The organism is Fictibacillus arsenicus (assembly GCF_001999465.1).
GTDB classification, from domain to species: Bacteria; Bacillota; Bacilli; order Bacillales; family Fictibacillaceae; genus Fictibacillus; species Fictibacillus arsenicus.
On record NZ_MQMF01000002.1, the window covers coordinates 686,089 to 703,968 of the forward strand.

The 17,880-nt window shown below is 40.7% G+C and carries 17 protein-coding genes; 6 read left to right on the forward strand and 11 right to left on the reverse strand.

Annotation, left to right across the window (positions count from 1 at the left end):
* Positions 1 to 66 precede the first annotated feature (66 nt).
* On the forward strand, positions 67 to 414 hold the full coding sequence (locus UN64_RS10680) for a hypothetical protein (protein ID WP_077362481.1): 348 nt from the start codon (positions 67 to 69) through the stop codon (positions 412 to 414).
* A gap of 60 nt (positions 415 to 474) precedes the next feature.
* Here UN64_RS10680 and UN64_RS10685 read toward each other — a convergent pair whose 3' ends face one another.
* On the reverse strand, positions 475 to 1,935 hold the full coding sequence (locus UN64_RS10685; protein WP_077362483.1) for a protein adenylyltransferase SelO: 1,461 nt from the start codon (positions 1,933 to 1,935) through the stop codon (positions 475 to 477).
* 153 nt (positions 1,936 to 2,088) lie between these two features.
* Positions 2,089 to 2,574, reverse strand: coding sequence for a DinB family protein (locus tag UN64_RS10690; RefSeq protein WP_077362485.1), 486 nt, complete (start codon positions 2,572 to 2,574; stop codon positions 2,089 to 2,091).
* 158 nt (positions 2,575 to 2,732) lie between these two features.
* Here UN64_RS10690 and UN64_RS10695 point away from each other — a divergent pair, with 158 nt between their 5' ends.
* Entirely contained in the window at positions 2,733 to 3,656 is a 924-nt protein-coding gene (locus tag UN64_RS10695; protein WP_077362487.1) for a S66 peptidase family protein, read from the forward strand.
* 124 nt (positions 3,657 to 3,780) lie between these two features.
* On the opposite strand, the gene UN64_RS10700 is transcribed toward UN64_RS10695, so the two are convergent.
* The 5 genes from UN64_RS10700 to UN64_RS10720 all read right to left on the reverse strand — a co-directional run bounded on the left by UN64_RS10700 (position 3,781) and on the right by UN64_RS10720 (position 7,944).
* Entirely contained in the window at positions 3,781 to 4,434 is a 654-nt protein-coding gene (locus tag UN64_RS10700) for a DsbA family oxidoreductase (RefSeq protein ID WP_281249442.1), read from the reverse strand.
* A 185-nt stretch (positions 4,435 to 4,619) separates the two neighbouring features.
* Positions 4,620 to 5,732 carry an ABC transporter permease gene (locus UN64_RS10705; protein WP_077362489.1) on the reverse strand — a complete coding sequence of 371 codons (1,113 nt, stop codon included), beginning with the start codon at positions 5,730 to 5,732 and terminating at the stop codon, positions 4,620 to 4,622.
* On the reverse strand, positions 5,729 to 6,601 hold the full coding sequence (locus tag UN64_RS10710; RefSeq protein WP_077362491.1) for an ABC transporter ATP-binding protein: 873 nt from the start codon (positions 6,599 to 6,601) through the stop codon (positions 5,729 to 5,731). The genes UN64_RS10705 and UN64_RS10710 overlap by 4 nt, the downstream gene beginning before the upstream one ends.
* Positions 6,585 to 7,400: a hypothetical protein gene (locus tag UN64_RS10715; protein WP_077362493.1), complete on the reverse strand. Its 816-nt coding sequence runs from the start codon at positions 7,398 to 7,400 to the stop codon at positions 6,585 to 6,587. Before UN64_RS10715 ends, UN64_RS10710 begins: the two co-directional genes overlap by 17 nt.
* Complete coding sequence (locus UN64_RS10720) at positions 7,369 to 7,944, reverse strand: RNA polymerase sigma factor (protein ID WP_077362496.1); 576 nt, start codon at positions 7,942 to 7,944, stop codon at positions 7,369 to 7,371. The genes UN64_RS10715 and UN64_RS10720 overlap by 32 nt, the downstream gene beginning before the upstream one ends.
* Before the next feature lie 969 nt (positions 7,945 to 8,913).
* Here UN64_RS10720 and UN64_RS10730 point away from each other — a divergent pair.
* Genes UN64_RS10730 through UN64_RS10740 form a run of 3 tightly spaced genes read left to right on the forward strand, consistent with a single transcriptional unit; the run spans position 8,914 to position 14,242 of the window.
* Positions 8,914 to 10,731, forward strand: coding sequence for a hypothetical protein (locus tag UN64_RS10730; RefSeq protein ID WP_077362500.1), 1,818 nt, complete (start codon positions 8,914 to 8,916; stop codon positions 10,729 to 10,731).
* Positions 10,728 to 12,668, forward strand: a complete 1,941-nt coding sequence (locus UN64_RS10735; RefSeq protein WP_077362502.1) for a TOMM precursor leader peptide-binding protein — start codon at positions 10,728 to 10,730, stop codon at positions 12,666 to 12,668. The genes UN64_RS10730 and UN64_RS10735 overlap by 4 nt, the downstream gene beginning before the upstream one ends.
* Before the next feature lie 20 nt (positions 12,669 to 12,688).
* Positions 12,689 to 14,242 carry a SagB family peptide dehydrogenase gene (locus UN64_RS10740; protein ID WP_077362504.1) on the forward strand — a complete coding sequence of 518 codons (1,554 nt, stop codon included), beginning with the start codon at positions 12,689 to 12,691 and terminating at the stop codon, positions 14,240 to 14,242.
* Between the two features lie 288 nt (positions 14,243 to 14,530).
* Here UN64_RS10740 and UN64_RS10745 read toward each other — a convergent pair whose 3' ends face one another.
* The 4 genes from UN64_RS10745 to UN64_RS10760 all read right to left on the reverse strand — a co-directional run bounded on the left by UN64_RS10745 (position 14,531) and on the right by UN64_RS10760 (position 16,670).
* Positions 14,531 to 14,902: a VOC family protein gene (locus tag UN64_RS10745; protein ID WP_077362506.1), complete on the reverse strand. Its 372-nt coding sequence runs from the start codon at positions 14,900 to 14,902 to the stop codon at positions 14,531 to 14,533.
* Positions 14,903 to 14,982: 80 nt separating this feature from the next.
* Entirely contained in the window at positions 14,983 to 15,588 is a 606-nt protein-coding gene (locus UN64_RS10750; protein WP_077362508.1) for a DedA family protein, read from the reverse strand.
* A 217-nt stretch (positions 15,589 to 15,805) separates the two neighbouring features.
* Positions 15,806 to 16,135, reverse strand: coding sequence for a hypothetical protein (locus tag UN64_RS10755; RefSeq protein WP_077362510.1), 330 nt, complete (start codon positions 16,133 to 16,135; stop codon positions 15,806 to 15,808).
* A complete protein-coding gene (locus UN64_RS10760; protein ID WP_077362512.1) occupies positions 16,122 to 16,670 on the reverse strand; it encodes a GNAT family N-acetyltransferase in 549 nt (182 codons plus the stop codon). Before UN64_RS10760 ends, UN64_RS10755 begins: the two co-directional genes overlap by 14 nt.
* Before the next feature lie 699 nt (positions 16,671 to 17,369).
* On the opposite strand from UN64_RS10760, the gene UN64_RS10770 reads away from it, so the two are divergent.
* Positions 17,370 to 17,873, forward strand: a complete 504-nt coding sequence (locus UN64_RS10770) for a hypothetical protein (protein ID WP_077362516.1) — start codon at positions 17,370 to 17,372, stop codon at positions 17,871 to 17,873.
* The last annotated feature ends 7 nt before the right edge of the window (positions 17,874 to 17,880 follow it).

A 17,880-nucleotide genomic window follows, 5' to 3' on the forward strand; every position in this document is an offset into this window, starting at 1 on the left:
AATTTAAAAATGCCTGGATATAATGAATTTGTTTAGATCTAATTCGACAAAAAGGAGTGCAAATCAATGATTGAAAGAAATATGCAGGAACAATGCCGAAAACATATCGGCAGCCATATGTTGCTTGAAACCACCGATGGACGAACGATTGATGGCATCATAGAAAGTACGGATGACCAGGGAGTAACGATGATGGTCGCCGAAGAGATGAATAGTGTAGATCGAGAGTATATTTTTACTGGTGACGATGATGATGATTACAGGCGTAGACCAAGGTTTCGAAGATTTCGTCGAAGAAGGTTTCCATTTCCTTTTATAAGAAGAATATTTTATTATCCATACTACTATCCGTATTATCCATATTACTATCCGCCAGGTTACGCTCCTCCGTACGTCTATCCATATACTTATTAAGTGAAAAAAAGCTTGGTTCTCTAATTTAGAGACCAAGCTTTGTCAATGTAATCATGTGTATCATGTTCCGCAAAATGTTCTGTAAGGGCCTTCCGTTTCAGGTGGCAGCTTACAGTACTCTTCTTGTTTTGGTGAGTAATCATATGGATTTGTTAAAGCACCAAGCAACTTCTCCGTCACACTGTAATCGCCATTTTGCACAGCAGATTCTAATGCTTCTTCTACCCGGTGGTTTCGTGGAATCACTGCTGGGTTGCTTTTTCGCATCAACTCATTGGAAGACTCTTTTAGTTCTGTCTGCCTCTCTAGTCTTTCTTGCCATTTTTTATACCACTCATCAAAATCAGGAGAATTAAAGAGTTTTGAATCCTCTTTCTTATCAAGAGTGAGCGATCGGAAAGTATTCGTATAGTCTGCTGAATGATCTTTCATCAGATTGAGAAGTTCTTTGATTAACGCTTCATCTTCTTTTTCTTCATTAAACAGACCAAGCTTTGCTCTCATTCCTGACATCCAGTTGCTGTTGAATTGATCACCATAATCGGATAACGCCTCTTGAGCCAGTTCCATTGCTTTCTCTTGATCATCATGGAACAATGGTAAAAGTGTTTCCGCAAAACGTGCGAGATTCCATCCACCGATACTTGGCTGATTGCCATATGCATAACGGCCTTGGACATCTATGGAACTGAACACGGTCGCTGGATCGTACGTATCCATGAACGCGCATGGGCCATAATCGATGGTTTCCCCGCTGATCGTCATGTTGTCAGTGTTCATGACACCATGAATAAAACCGGCGAGCTGCCACTTCGCTATGAGTGATGCCTGTCGTTTAACCACTTCTATATAAAAACTGAGATATGGATTTTCGTCGTCTTTCACATGTGTATAATGTCGATCGATAGCATAGTCGGCGAGAGCCTGAAGTTCGTCTACACTGCCCCATTGACGCGCGAACTCGAATGTTCCTACACGCAGATGACTAGAAGCAACGCGAGTCATAATCGAACCTGGCAGGTTCGTTTCACGGATAACCGGTTCACCCGTTGTTACAACAGCAAGGCTGCGAGTAGTGGGGATGCCAAGTCTATGCATGGATTCACTGATGATGTATTCGCGCAGCATCGGTCCAAGTGCCGCCCGACCGTCACCGCCACGAGAATATGGTGTTCTTCCTGATCCTTTTAGCTGGATATCGAAACGATCACCTTTTGGCGTGATCTGCTCACCGACCATGAGTGCCCGTCCGTCTCCTAGCATCGTAAAGTTGCCGAATTGGTGGCCGGCGTAGGCTTGAGCAAGTGACGAACCGCCTTCTGGAACTTTATTCCCCGCGAATACGTTAAGGGCATCTTCACTTTGAAGTGCGTCGGTGTTCAAACCAAGTTCTTTTGCTAGAGGTTCATTCAATACCACTAGTTTCGGTTCTTCAACTGGGTTTGGGCTGATCGTTGAATAAAACTTGTCAGGCAGACTTGCGTAACTATTTTCTAGGTTCCATCCTGTTTCTTTTGTCATGATGTCTCCTTTCCTTTTTCTATGATGAAATACTTTTCTATCTCCACATTAACACAATACAGATTCGCTTGAGTCTTATTCTGCTTCCCCATTATTCCCATTTCACGCCAAATAAATAAACGCCCGATGAAATGCGGGCGTTGTAAAATAAGCTTAACGATGAGATGGCCACGAGCCTTGCATTTTTCTGATCTGTATTATCTGACCTGTATGATAGGCGTCGTGAAGGAAGATATCCAGCAGCTTACCTTCTAGTTGTTCAATCTCTTCTTCTGGAGTGTTAGTCAGCAACTGGCGCAACTTTTGATAAACATCCTCGGCACGTTTAACTATCTTTTTCCACTCTACATCATCATTAGACTGTTCAGTTAGAGAGAAGGTTTGATCACCATCAAGATTATTTGTCCACTCGATACCCTGCATGTTGGACACAAGTCTTTCTTTGTAATAAATGAGATGATTCACGTTCTCCCAGATTGTTTTGGTTGCCTCTCCCGCTGGTCTCCAGGTGGCTTGTTCTGCCGTAATCCCTTCGATTGCGTGTTTAAGCGGGGCATACCAACTCTCCTTTTCATATGTTGAATCGAGTACGTTTAAAAGCAGGTCCATTCGTCTCTTTGTCGTATTTTCTTTTAGCATTTTTACGCCTCCTAAATGCTTGGTTTGTGTGCTACGTTTACCTTTCGTGTTTGGATGGTTTTTCCCTTTAAAATTTTTAGGTTTAATGTTCTAACACACTTTTTATTGAATATAAATAGAATTGGAGCTTTGTGTTTTATGGAGGGGAGGGGCAGGAGATGGCGAATAAACCGCGACAGCTGCTACGGGGGGACACGATTGGGATTGTTACGTTAGGAAGCCCTTTGGATGCCAATACGATTAATCAGGGGATCAATACGTTAAGAAATATGGGATTCCAAGTAATTGTGGGTGATCATGTATATGCCTCTAACGGTTTTCTGGCTGGGACACCCGAGCAGCAGGCCGCAGATTTGATGTCCATGTTTGAAAATCCCCAAGTAAAAATGATCTTACCTACAAGGGGCGGTGTGGGTGTAGCGAGCATCCTTCCTTATTTGGACTTTCCCCTCATCAGCAAAAATCCTAAATTGATTTCGGGTTACAGCGACATTACGATCCTGCTGAATGTTCTTTATCAATATGCGAATCTTGTTACCTTTCATAGCTTAATGCTTCTTGATTTCAAACCGGATACTCCTGACTATAATTATAACCAGTTCTTCAATGCCATTACACGATTGACAGCACCTTGGCCGATTAATAACCCTCCCGAAATTCAGCTTGTCAGTAAAGTTCCTGGCGATGTAACCGGTCCACTCGTTGGCGGTAACCTCACCTCATTTGTAGGCACTTTAGGAACGCCTTATGAGATTGATACAAAAGGGAAGATTTTGTTTCTTGAAGATACTCATGAACCGGTAAATACGATTTTCCGATACATTAATCACCTGAAGCTAGCCGGTAAGTTTGATGATTGTCTCGGAATTATTATGGGAGAATGCACGAATTGTGAACCTGCGTATGGGAAAACGTTTGAAAATGTGATTGATGAATATATAGTTCCGCTAGGCAAACCACTAATGACGAACCTGGCAAGCGGACATGGGTTTTATAAAGCGGCGGTACCTTTCGGGGTAAACGTGAATATGAATACGACCAACCGGACGATTACGGTGATGGAACCGACTGTGATTGCTTAATTTTTTTGAACCTAAAAAAAAAGGTAAGGAAAATAAATGGTTGTTGAGGACTCATTGCAGTTCTAACATTCAATAAAAAATGCACTCCTCCTTCAAAGGAAAAGTGCATCTTATTTTCTGCGGGCTATTTTTGAGGAATGTCACAGCCGTCGTCATCACAGCTTGCTCCGTCTTGATCGTTTAAAGAAGTAACCTCATCCTCTGCGATGATTTTTTTCAACGCGTTCACAAACACATCCGTTGGCTGCGCACCAGTAAGGGCGTATTTCTTATTGATTAAAAAGAATGGTACACCGGTAATGCCATACTGCTGACCTGTTTGCTGATCAGCACGAACGGCGTCTGTCATCTCATCACTTGCGAGCATCTTCTCTACTTCTTCACGATTCAATCCGACATCCGCTGCAAGTTCTGCTAATGTTTCATGATCTCCAATGTGTTTGGATTCTGTGAAGTAAGCAAGAAGGATGCGATCTGTCATCTCATGCATCAAGCCATGTTTTTTGGCAAGCATCGTCACACGGTGAGCATCAAACGTGTTGGTTAAGATTAGGGTTTCAAAATTAAAATCTACCCCAGCTTCTTTCCCCATCTTTGTCATGTTCGCTGTGTTTGCTTTTGCTGTTTCTATACTCATGCCGTATTTTTTAGCGAGTTTTTCGTACATATTATCTTTGACATCGCGTTCCATCGTCGGATCCAACTCAAAGCATCGATACGTCACTTCGATCGGATGGTCAATCTGCTTAATAGCGTCCTCCAGACGCTTTTTGCCAATATAGCAGAATGGTCAAGCGAAGTCAGTCCACATTTCAATATACATAAACGATTCCTCCAATCGCTGTTTTCATCTTCAACTTTAGTATAGAAGGAATCCTGGGATTTTACACGTGATGTGACTTTGGAACAAAAAATACGGTGTAGGGTAGGGGTCAGACCCCTACCCTACACCGTATTTATAAATTATATGGTAACTTCCTTATTCTTCATCACTCGGCTGGTCACCAGCACGGCGATAAATGAAACAGCAAATATCCAAACTAAGGCAACGAACGGATAAAGAACTGGAATCCCAAATAGATTGATCGTGTTAAAGTGATGGAACAAAAATTCCACTTTCATGATATAGAGGAATGAAAAACTGAATACATCGTCTAACCAGGTTGGAAGATTCATTGATTCAACAAACCAGTAAGGCAATGCGAAAATAACTCCATTGATGATAAAAGAAATAAAAGAATTCTTACATAGTGATGAGACCAAGATGATCACCAGGGCAAAACAAAATGCTGCGAGCAAGTGGAACCCTAATTGAATGAGATGGAACTCTATTAATGTAAAACTATAGTTTGAAAAGAAATAAGTGTGCATGTTCTGAATCGGACTCGTCCATCCGTCATGTCCATATCGAATCCCGTGCCATATTAAATTAAACATCTCAGTAATTATTACGATGACGCATGCATAAATGAGCGCCGCCATGATTTTAGACCACAGCAAACTCTCTCTTCCTTTACTGGAGCTGAGAATATACCGGTCAACCCGTGAGCTGTATTCTTGGGTATAAGTCATCGAAAGTCCGATCAAAAGCATAGCTCCGGTAATCATAAGAGCATAAGTACTTGCATAATCTACTGTTTCCCTCGGCCCTTCATTATATGAAAAATAGGACAAATCTACTTTTTGAATCATAGATTTCTCAAGTTCGGTGTTGTAGTTATTATCTTGTTGAATCTTTTTATACCTGCTTTCCAGCCTTTGCTCTGAACTTTTTATAAAAGCAATCGTTTCATATATACCAGATTGGGTCTGTTCGTTATCAGTAAACATGTGGCCTTCTTGCCCGCCTTCTGCTCTTTGTTCCAGTACTTTCATCAGGTGCTGGTATTCTTTTTCAGCAAGTTCAGCTTTTTCTTTTGTAATTGGTCCCTCCCAATCCTTATACAGCTGCCTTTCCGATTCTGTACTATGATTGAACGTGAATCCCGTTGAAAAAAGCAGCAAAATAAAAAGCGTGATATAAACCGTTTTTTGCTTAAAAATCTTGTAGAGTTCAAATTTTACGAGCTGCTTCACGCTGTTTCCTCCTCATCAAAGTAGTATAAATACAAGTCTTCAAGATTTGGAATGTCGTTTTCGGCGTTAGGCTCGGGCTGTTCATCACTCAGGATACGCAGCTGGAATCTATCCTCGACGCGTGCGATGTTTCCTACTTTGTATTCTGACTGAAATCTCGGAATTTCTTTCTCTTCAATAACGAGCGTCCACACTTTGTCTTCGATCCCTTTTAACAAAGACTGAGGTGTTTCTTTTTTCACGAGCTGACCATCCTTTAAGATTAGTACTTCTTTCGCAATAAACTCAATATCTGAAACAATATGTGTGGAAAGAAGAACAATCCGGTTGGTTGAGATCTTAGACAAAAGATTTCTGAATCGGATCCTTTCCTTTGGATCCAAACCTGCTGTTGGTTCATCTACTATTAAAATCTTAGGATTATTCAATAAAGCTTGTGCAATTCCGACCCTTCGCTTCATCCCTCCAGAAAATCCGCCAATTTTTTTCGACCGATATTCAGTTAATCCCACTAACTCTATTACTTCCTCTACTTTTTCACTCGTTTCTTCTTTCGGCAGTCCTTTTAACGCAGCGATGTACTTCAGGAATTTTTCGGCTGAAAAGTTTTTATAATAGCCGACATGCTGAGGCAGATAGCCGATCAGCTCCCGGTACTTCTCATTCATGTCCGCGATATCTTGCCCGTTCATGAGAACACGTCCGGAACTTGGTTTCATCACGCTCGCCAGTATGCGCATCAGCGTCGTCTTGCCAGACCCGTTTGCCCCAAGAATTCCATAAACGCCTGTTGTAAGTTCCAGATTGATATCATTTAGCGCACTTTTATCCTTGAAAGTCTTCGTTATGTTCTCAATGGTTAACTTCATATAACACACCTCTTTTATAAATATGGACGGCTTTAAACAATGAAAGGATCAACGCTACGGCACTTGCGGTTACATACAGTTCTGCTGGCAGTGATTCTAATTTTTCAATGATTTGCGGCTGGCTTAAGTATCCGCTGACAGTCAGCCATATGACCATGCCTGCCGTTATGGCATAAATCTGCCGGTACCTGCTCACAAAAAGCAATGAAAGTGCAGCTATGAACGTAAACGGTGTGATCCAAAATAGAAGCATCTTAGCAATCAAAATCTCTTGATAAAACATCCCTAAACTCAAGGTGATTAAAAGGTTAATAACGAGGTTGAACCCGCCAACAACGAGCATCTTCGAGAGCATAATTTCCTGAAAGTTATACTTATAAGACATTTCCAGTTCTGCCATGCCGGCGTTCCTGCTCTTTAACACTTCGATTAAACCCATAATCGTAGTGATAGGCGCGAACATCATGACCATTGCATAGGGATCTGCTTTCATGAGAAGTACACCAGATAATGCAGCGGCGATTAATAACCCATTAGCGATCCAGAACAGCGAACTCATATAGAAAATTTCTTGATACGCTTGCTTCGTGATGGCAGTCATTCCTCTAAGAACTGTTCTCCACTTATTTTTCCGAACCGGAACATACGGTTTCATCGCATCGATCGTCATTATGATCTGCTCTTCTCCCGGATATTCCACATCGTACTCATCTAACAGACTGCCAATCTCCTGTTCCAAGTCTTCTATCTGATGATCTACATTTTTATCAAAAGTATGGTGTAGTTTTCTCTTCTTCATCTTCAACACCTCGCTTTAAGAGTTTGGCTAGCTTGCCTAGCCCTTGATGCAATCTTGATTTTACCGTCGAGACGTTTGTTTCCGTCACATCCGCGATTTCTTTTATTTTCATGTGGTGAAAATACTTGAGCAGGACTGCCTCCCGCTGATGTTCCGGAAGTGTGCTAACCGCTGTTTTTACCTGTTCTCGGATTTCTTTCCGTTCAAATATGTAAGGCACATGACTTTTGTCGCACACAAGTGCTTCATTTAATTCCGCTAGTTTTGATGTCTGCTTAAAGTCTGAGCTTCTCCAATAATCCCGGCAGTGGTTGACCGCGATCGTATACAGCCAGCTCGAGAACTTGCCTTTGTTGGAATACGATTGAATTCTTTGTATCACTTTTATAAAAATTTCCTGAGTCAGATCATACGCCGTTTCCTTGTTTCCGACTTTTCGGTAAACATAGGCGAAGATCTGCTTATAATATTTTCGTGTTAAGACCTCCATGGCCGCTTGGCTGCCGGCTAAGATCTCTTTAACGAGCTGTTCATCTTCAGGCATTTTCATCACCTCATTCATTAAGACGGGATAACTTTCAAAAGGATTTAAATTTATAAAAAAAGAGCTGTTTTTTCAGCTCTCCAGATATTTTTATGTATTCAATTACAATTATTTCAAAATATGACACTTTGTACAATGATTGATTGGATAGTAGAAGCTATGTCGTTCAACCCAATCCAGTAACTCGGGACAGGTATTTTCCATATTTTAATATGAGGAAATCGAGAAGAGATTTTCACGTAAACATGCGATTAATCTTAACTCGTTATAATAGTACAAACAATTCAAGGAGGTGTACTTATTGGATAATAAACACCAATGGAATCTGGATGGCTTAAGTACGGGTGATTTTCAAGTAAGTGGAGGTAACCCGCATCATCCGCAAGATCCGCGTGAACAAGATTCCCGTATTTTTATCGGTACCTGTGTTGGCGTTTGTGTAATCGGTATCTGTTTTAACTTTTGCGGAGGTTGTGGCGGATGTTTCGGTTGCGGCGGATGTGCTCTACGTTGCGGTGGCTGTGGCGGATGCGCTGGTCGTTGTGGCGGTTGTGGCGGACGTTGCGGAGGCTGCGGCGGACGTTGTGGAGGACATTAATCTGATTGTGAGACATAAATAAGCTATTTTTAATTTAAACAAGATAGAAGCTGACCGAAAAAGGCATTAAAAGCGGCCTTTAAAGTCAGCTTTTTTATATTTAAGGGACTTTTGCTTGGTTGAACCTGTCATTCTATAGTGCAGATGTACGCCCCTGAGCGAAACTAGGGCATTCTTGAGTGATTCGGAGGCTAGTTGGAGCGAAACGACAGTGATTCTGAGCGAACGTGTAATAAATATAAGAACGCGTACCGTGAAATCTGCCAAATTTCGGACATTCACGCCGCTCCTCTTCATTTTTTTAAAATACATAATGGACAAAATGTATCCCATATGAATAGATGATGAGCTTTTTTTGGAGGAGTGGTCTTATGAACAAAGTTAATCCTTCTATGTGTTTAAAGGTAAAAAAAGATCTTTTCATTTATCCGGAAGCGAATAAAGGGGTCTATCTCCGTAATAATGTCACCTCTGTACGAATGGAAGGAAGTACGATAGAAAAGTGGCTGGAGAAATTAATCCCTATGCTAGACGGCAGTCTGACACTCGGTGAAATAACAAACGGCTTACCAGAACCCTATAAAGACCAAGTGTATAAGATTACGGATGTTTTATTCGAAAATGGATTTGTGCGCGATGTTAGCAAGGATCTTCCCCACGAGCTTCCCGATCATATTCTTAAAAAATACGCCTCACAGATTGAATACATCAGTCATTTAAAAGACTCTGGCGCACACCGGTTTCAAACTTATCGAGCGACAAAAGTAGCTGTCCTAAGTTCGGGTCCCCTTCTTTATTCTCTTGTCGGTTCGTTGATTGAAACTGGTCATCCTGCGTTCAGCGTCTTCCTAGCTAAAAATAATGATGAAACCAAACTGCAAAAGATGATTGCTGATGCGAAGGCGGCAGATCCGGACACCATGATTTCTATTAAACAAGCTAATGAAACATTACAGCCGTTTGAATGCATCATCTACGGTTCCAATGGTGATGACCGTGATCAGCTTCTTTCTACACAAGATTTCTGCAAAAAAACTGATAAGATCTTTTTACCTGTTACGATTGAGAAAAATGCTGCATTCGCGGGACCTATCGTTTCCGCACAATCCATTGCGTGCTGGGAGTCTGCTTATCGCCGGCTTCATCATAAAGAAAGTTACTCTCCTTCGCCAACCGCAGTTTCCATGCTCGCCAACGTTGCGGTTTTTGAACTTTTTAAAACGATTACCGGTCTTCAGGAAACCACCAAAGACAGCTTGATCTACAGACTTAACATAGAAACACTTGAGGGCAGCTGGCACACTGTTATTCCTCATCCACATGTGACAAAGAGCCTTCATGCTGTGCCCATTCCAGACCCACTGCTGCACATGCTGGACGTAAGTGAACCGCAAAAGGATTTTCAGTCGCTCTTTTATCAGATCACTTCAAGAGAAACTGGTATTTTTCATACGTGGGAAGAAGAAGATTTGCTGCAACTCCCTTTGTCACAATGTAAAGTTACGGTATCCAACCCACACACAGAGATTGTCTGTTCGGGTCTTACGCATGATGAAGCAAGGACGGAAGTAGGTCTTTCAGGGGTTGAAACGTATATAAAAGGATTATACCAGGATGTCTCTCCCTCATTGAGCATTGGTGCTGGTCAGACGGTAGTGGAAGGTATGTGCAGAGCCTTACAGAACTGTCTTCATGAAACTTTTGTAAAGTCAAAGGAATATGCTGCACTAACTAAATTAGACATTAGCACTCTACATGATGAAAGATGCCGCTTTTTGATACAGTCTTTGTCTACATTTTGTCCGGAAACAAAATTATTTAGCGGTGTTAAAGTGCTCGGTTTTCCTATCGTCTGGGTGCAGACCAATGACCACTGGTACGGAAGTGCTGGTTTGAATAATAAGATAGCTTTAGAGCGCGCATTAAAAACCGCTTTGATCGACACGCAAAATAATGAAAACCTTTTTCACCCTTATGGCGTCAAAGTTAACTCTATTTCCTGTAAAACGGAAACACAGACCGTTTCACTAGCTGATCAATCCCCTCACGAAACATTTGCTTCAGCACTTCAAACACTAGAAAAGAATAACGTGCGCGCAGAGTTTTTCTTGTTGAAAGCTGAAACTATCATCGAAGAACATACAGCCGGAATTTTCGGTGTCACATTATGCGAGGAGGAACAGTCATGAAGCACTCCATCGCAATCATTGGAAACGGTCGGTTGGCTGACTATGTGTCTATGAAATTATGTGAAACCTATCAAATTGCACGCTGGGATTCTGTAGAAGAAGCCATCCCTAAAAACGAAAGTCTAGTATTAGTCCTTCACGATTCATGGAATCCGGCAGAACATGTAAAAGCTGAAGAAGTGTTCCGTTCACAGGGCATTCCTTGGCTCCGGGCGTTCTTTTCATTTGGTGAAGCAAACATCGGTCCCCTTGTTCTGCCTGAAGAACCCGGCTGTTCTCAGTGTGCTGATCTTCGCCATTTTATAACGGCAACAGACCGGAGAGAGCTTTTTCAGATAAAAGATTCCAAGATAAATGAAGCTGACCCATCACCAGATCCATGGGGAACTAATCTTGCAATCTCTCAAACTGCTGCTCTCATTCAAGATGAGGTCCATCGCTTCTTTAATGGAGAAAAATCACAGACCGCTCAGCACGTCCTTTTTCTTCACCTGCATACCTTCAAGCTTTCTCGCCATTTCTTTTTGCCTGACCCATATTGTTCAGTTTGCGGTGTTCTGCCAGAGGATTCAGTGGATTCCGCAAAAATTTCTTTAAAGCAAAGCCCAAAAACTTCGATGGAAAGTTACCGATGCCGTTCGATTGAAGAGCTTCAGAATGTGCTCAGCAAAGACTACTTAGACAGCCGGACGGGTGTTTTGAATTTTAAACGCTATGATTACTTGTCCCCTTTTGCAGATACGGTCGTCAATCTTCCATTGCTCTCGGGCAACGAGTTGAACGCGGGACGCACCCACTCTTACGCACATAGTGAGCTCTCTGGTATTTTAGAGGGACTTGAGAGATATTGCGGCTATGCGCCCAGAGGTAAACGAACGACTGTGTATGAGCCGTATTCAAAGGTTGAGAAGTATGCACTGGATTCTGATTCGATCGGTGTTCATACGAAGGAACAATACGAGCGGCCACATTTTCCGTTTAATCCGTTAGACCGTGACCGCCCTGTTCATTGGGTTTGGGGTTATTCGTTAACAGAAGACCGGCCGATCCTTGTTCCTGAAACTTACGCTTATTACAGCTTAGGTGGCGGAGAAGGATTTGTGTACGAAACTTCCAACGGCTGTGCGGTCGGGGGCAGTTTAGAGGAAGCGATTTTGTACGGAATCTTTGAGATCGTTGAGCGCGATGCGTTCCTTATGGCATGGTACGGACAGCTTCCTATTCCCCGCCTCGACTGCAAGACGATCGATGATACGGAACTTCAGCTCATGCTTCACCGCCTTCAGAGTATAACGGGCTACGAGATCCATCTTTTTAATTCGACGACGGAAAACGGCATTCCGAGCATTTGGGCGATGGCTAAGAATACGAATGATAACGGGTTGAATCTACTATGTGCAGCAGGTGCCCACCTCGATCCGATTCGTGCGGTAAAAGGAGCCGTCCAAGAACTCTCCGGCATGCTCTTGAACATGGACGATGTGTTTGTAAAGAACCGCAAAAAATATGAAGAAATGCTATATGACTCCTATCGCATCCGCCATATGGAAGATCATTCGATGCTGTATGGGTTAAAGGAAGCTGAGAAACGGATGTTCTTCCTGCTGGATAAACGGATGAAAAGGAATTTTAAAGATGAATTTAAGCCAGTCCGTCAAACAGCTGACTTGTTGGATGATTTAAATGGAGTTTTAGATACGTTTAAAAAGTTGAAGCTGGAAGTCATAGTAGTGGATCAGACAGGACCTGAGCTGAAACGAAACGGACTTCACTGTGTAAAAGTTGTAATTCCAGGCATGTTGCCGATGACATTCGGACACCACCTAACTCGGTTAGAAGGACTGGATCGAGTTCTGACTGTTCCGGCAAAACTCGGGTACGTACAGCAGCCTCTTACTTACGGCGAGCTCAATCCGTATCCTCATCCATTTCCATAAGCTAGCAAGGGGGAATCGTTATGAATCTTGATGAGTTTTTATATAAACTTCATTACGAGACTGACAAAATAACTCCCCCTAGCTGGGAGGTAAACTGGGACGACGCGCCGCTTCCCTATAAACTTTACCGGGGTCTGCCAGCTGTGAAAATGACTTTAGAGATTCCGGACACACTGGAAGAAACGTCTAAACCCACTTTAAAAGAAATTAGCCACTTTCTTTGGTATAGCTTCGGACTGACGCAAATGAGCGAATCGTTCCCTTTTCCTGGCGATACGAACTCATGGACAACATGCCGGCGCTTTGTCCCATCCGGCGGAGGGCTGTATCCGAATGAACTTTATCTGTATTTAAAAATTGAAGATTTGGCTGCTGGCATCTATCACTATGATGTTGCACACCACCGTTTAGTTTGTTTGCGGGAAGGAAATTTTGACGATTATTTAGATCAGGCACTCGGGAGCCGCTGTGACATTTCATCTTCCTTTGGAGCTGTTTTCATCTCGACTTTCTTTTGGAAGAACTTTTTTAAATATCATAACTTCTCTTATCGTCTGCAAGGTTTGGATGCTGGGTTTGTGATCGGTCAGCTGCTCGAAGTTGGGCGGCGTCTCGGTTTTGAAACAGGAGTCTATTATCACTTTTTGGATCGAGCCGTTAATCATCTGATCGGCATCAACGAAAACGAAGAAAGTGTCTATGCTGTGATACCTCTTTCTGTTGATAAAAAAATGACCTGGTTTCGTGATGAAGCGTCTGATCTGGTTTCGGCAGAAAATTTATGCGCTGAACTAAAACCGCTCCACCATCAGCATTACGTCCGGTCGAAGGAAATCATTGAATACCCAATGCTGCTTAAGTTGAATGAAGCATGCATGATTGATCCTTTTACAACAGCCTCGGAAAGTAAGACTGCTAGAAAAGAAATGTGGAACAAACCTGCTGTTCCTCTGACTAAAGTCGACCGGTTATCTTATGATTTTTTTTCGGCATGCCGTAAACGATATTCACCTGGATTGGATTTTGTGTTAAAGCCGATTAACGAGCACACTTTATCATCTCTTTTAACTGAAACTCATGCTGTGAATCCTTATCGTAATGACCTGGATACAGGTGATCCACATCTTCCTTCCCGGATTTCAATGTATGTAACCACCTATCAAATAGATGGATTGCGTAATGGGATGTATGTTTACAATAATTCAAAACACGGTTTAATTTCTTTAGCAGAAGGCGATTACCGAACCGCATTGCAAGATGGATTGTTATCTGACTTTGTGAATACAGCTCAGATTCCTCTCTCGTTAACAATCGCTGGTGATAGAGATCACTATAAGCATGCTTACGGATACAGAGGCCACAGGATTCAGCATATGGAAGCGGGATTGCTTTCCCATTCGCTGACTTTAGCCGCTTCTTCTTTAAACCTAGGCGCACATCCGATCCTCGGGTTTCATGTCCCTTGGTATGATGAACTCTTTCAATTGAAAAAAAGGAAAAAAACTAGTCTGCTTCACATACCAATCGGGCACTATCAGCCAAATGCAAGGCTACAAGGCAGTTTGCGGGTTTGATTTGGATGCCTTCGTTGTCGAGCGGTGTCGAAAATCGTTTAAAAAATGAATTACCCTGTATAAAATGCGGATTACCCTTGATAAAAAGTAAATTACCGTGGATAAAAAATGAATTACCCTTTAATAAATGAATCTAGTAAGAACAAATTTAAAAATATGTTCTTACTGAAAACACACAACAAAAGCCTGAGGGTACAATCTCTCAGGCTTACGTTGTTCCATTGGTTCTTGTTTGAAATACAACAAAAACCAAGCCGCAACTTGGTTTTTATTCAAAACATATTTGATTTATCTATGCTGATCCACAAGAATTGGGTTTCCATCCGGATCTTCTATCATGAAACTTCCAGGTCCTTCGCTTGTTTCGTCTGCTTCAGTAAGCATCTTAATGCCTTTTGCTTTCAGCTCTTTTTGAAGTTCTCGAACGTCCGTAAATGAATCGAGATTTTCGGCATTTTGATTCCATCCTGGGTTAAATGTGAGGATGTTCTTTTCAAACATGCCTTGGAATAGACCAATCACACAGCTTTCATTCTTCATGATCAGCCAATTTTGTGTAATGTCCCCACCTAGGGTTGTAAACCCTAACTTTTCGTAAAATTCCTTAGATGCATGAATGTCTTTTACTGTTAAACTTGCAGAAAATGCGCCTAGTTTCATAGTTCCTCCTCTTAAAACTTGTTATTTTCTTACATCAAGTATAAATGAGGTTGGATCCTTTTCCAAAGAATTTCTAATTATCATTTTTGGCGTTTCCTTATATATAATCCAATCAAAACTATGAATAACACGAACAGTACCACATAGATCACTTTAGAATAAACATCCATATAATGAGCGATTACATCCCACGATTCTCCAAAATAAGCTCCGAGGTTCACGAGTACCACGTTCCATATCAGGGTTCCGAGAGTTGTCAGCACTAGGAACACACCCAGGTTCATGTTAGACATTCCAGCAGGGATCGATATCAAACTGCGAACGAGCGGAACAAAACGGCAGAAGAATACCGTCCAGGGACCATATTTATAAAACCATGCATCCGCTTTATGTATGTCCTTTTTCGTTAGACGCAGAATATGCCCCCATCGGTCTACGATTTTCTCCATTCTTTCAACATCCAGCTGCCGGCCGATTCCGTACAACACTAAAGCACCCAGAACTGACCCCGCTGTTGCTGATAGGATTACCCCTAAAATACTCAGGTTAGCGGTTTGTGTCATAAACCCGCCAAACGTTAAGATGATCTCCGACGGGATGGGCGGAAATATATTCTCGAGCGCAATCAGCAGTAAGATGCCAACATAGCCGAATTCATTCATGATGCTCGTTAACCAATTTTCCATCGTAAACTCCTTTAATCAAAACTAAGATGTACCCTTTTAATAGGCTCTGTACAAGTACGTTAATTTTTTAAAAAAGTTTCTATTAAAATAAAGTTCCTCTAAAAAAGCTTAGACGAAAAATAAACAGCTTAACCAAACACTAAAGAGTAAAAGAAAAAACGTCCAGATTTAGACCAGACATTTTTACATCATTTAACCATTTCTCAAAACAGTAAAATTAACCTTCTCCCAAAAATTCTGCAAAATACCAAATTCCAATCTTTCTTACTAGGTAATTTCTTAATTTCCCCTGGGTAGCTTTTTCAATCGGAGGTTTAGTTAGCGTATATGCTTTAGCGTTTATTTTTGCAAACTTCTCTTTATCTACTTTATTATGAAAATCATCTTCAACGATCCCCGATGTAATAGCTGCTATTGGATAGCCCATAAAAAAAACGTGTGTTTTTAAGGCTATACTTGGAGTGGAATGCAATAAAGTAAATACTATGATTAAAGAAATTATTACTAACCATCTCTTTTTATTTTGTAAAAAGTTACTCCACTTCATATTTATTATTAATGATAGCCAGTACTTGATGATCTTCCCACTTCCCGTTAATCATTACATTTTTCTTTGCAATTCCCTCTTTATGAAATCCAGCCTTCTCTAATATTCTTATGGATCCAATATTTTGAGGCATTACTTCAGCTTCAATTCGATGCAAATTAATCTGATTGAATCCAAAATCAACGATTAATTTCAGAGCCTCTGTCATATAACCCTTTCCGTTCCACTCTTTATCAAGAGAATATCCTACCATCGCCTTTTGAGCAGGACCTCTTTCCAGCTTAAAAAAACCAATTTGACCGATGAGTTCATTGTTTTCATTAAGGTATATACCAAAAGAGTATCCTAAATCCTTTTCTCTGTTCTCCGCCATCTTTTCCAGTCTTTTCACTTGTCCTTCCAACGTGTAAAAATCAGCATCACGATTAGGGGCATATTGATTAAAAAAATCCATGTTCCTTGTTTCAAGTTCTAGTAAAGATTCTACTTCACTCCGATCCACAGGATTTAGATATACATTCATACCTTTTATCATAACTAGACCTCCAAATTTTTGCAGTTGCGATTTAAAGAATTTCAATAAAAAAGAGCACTTCTCCTTCTGAAGAAATGCAACAATTTTAAAGATTTAATATAGAGTTACCTACTCCTTTCTTGAGTTATTACACCTTCCAATTTGGATGTATTTATAGTGTAAATCAGCGAATTTATGTAAAAACTAATGTTCATATTAATAAAGTTGGTGACTTATTATGAAACATTTGTGGCTTTTTATCCTATTAGCCATATTATCCTTTAGTTCCTTATACATTCTGATGAAGAAAATGAACATTACTAATGTCTTGGGCTGTTATTTTTTCTCCAATGTTTTAATTACAAATACAGGTGTAATCATTAATTTAAATTTAAAATTAACAAAGCAAGATCCCACAAGCACCTTGATTTTTTGGACACAAAAATTTCCAGAGCTTTCTCTCAAACCAGCGTTACTATTATGGTTGATTTATATTTTGTTCTCTAAGAGAAGTATTTTTAGTAAACTTATTCTTCTCTTTATCTTCTTAACCGCACTTATTTCAAGTGAAATATATTTCGTTCATATAGGTTATTTAGAATGGGTGAATTGGAACGTGTTTTATTCCTATTTGAGATACAGTCTAATTATTTTATTATTGGCTATTTACTCATTTTATCTAGAAAAACTTATTAATAGAAACAAAGAGGTGAATACGATATGATTTTACCTCTTCCTGAGAAATTTGATGCGAATGAAATATTTATTATCTTTTCCACAATCATTACCTTGTTCCTGGTGTATAAATCACCTAAACATTTGTCTGCTGTTACCCTCATTATTATTTGGACATTTAATGTTTTTCTTGCTTTGTTAGCCGATATCACCATAGGTATAAAACCTTACAACTTTTATTCTACAATTGATCATACCAAGCATGAATTATTTGATGTATTATTGCATTTTATTACTTACCCAACTCTTCCTTACTTTGTTGTAAACTTCTATCAACATAAAAAACCCAATGGCATAAAACTTCTATCTTATATTATTTTTTGGGCTGGGATAGCGATCTCTATAGAATGGATTTCATTGAAGTTTCATGTTTTTACGTATACAGGTTGGAAATTGTATTTATCTTTTTTCGTTTATATCGTTGTCTTTGCCGCTAACATTTGGCTTTCAAACTTTATTGAAAAAAGACACCCTTACGAACGAACCTGAACTAAAG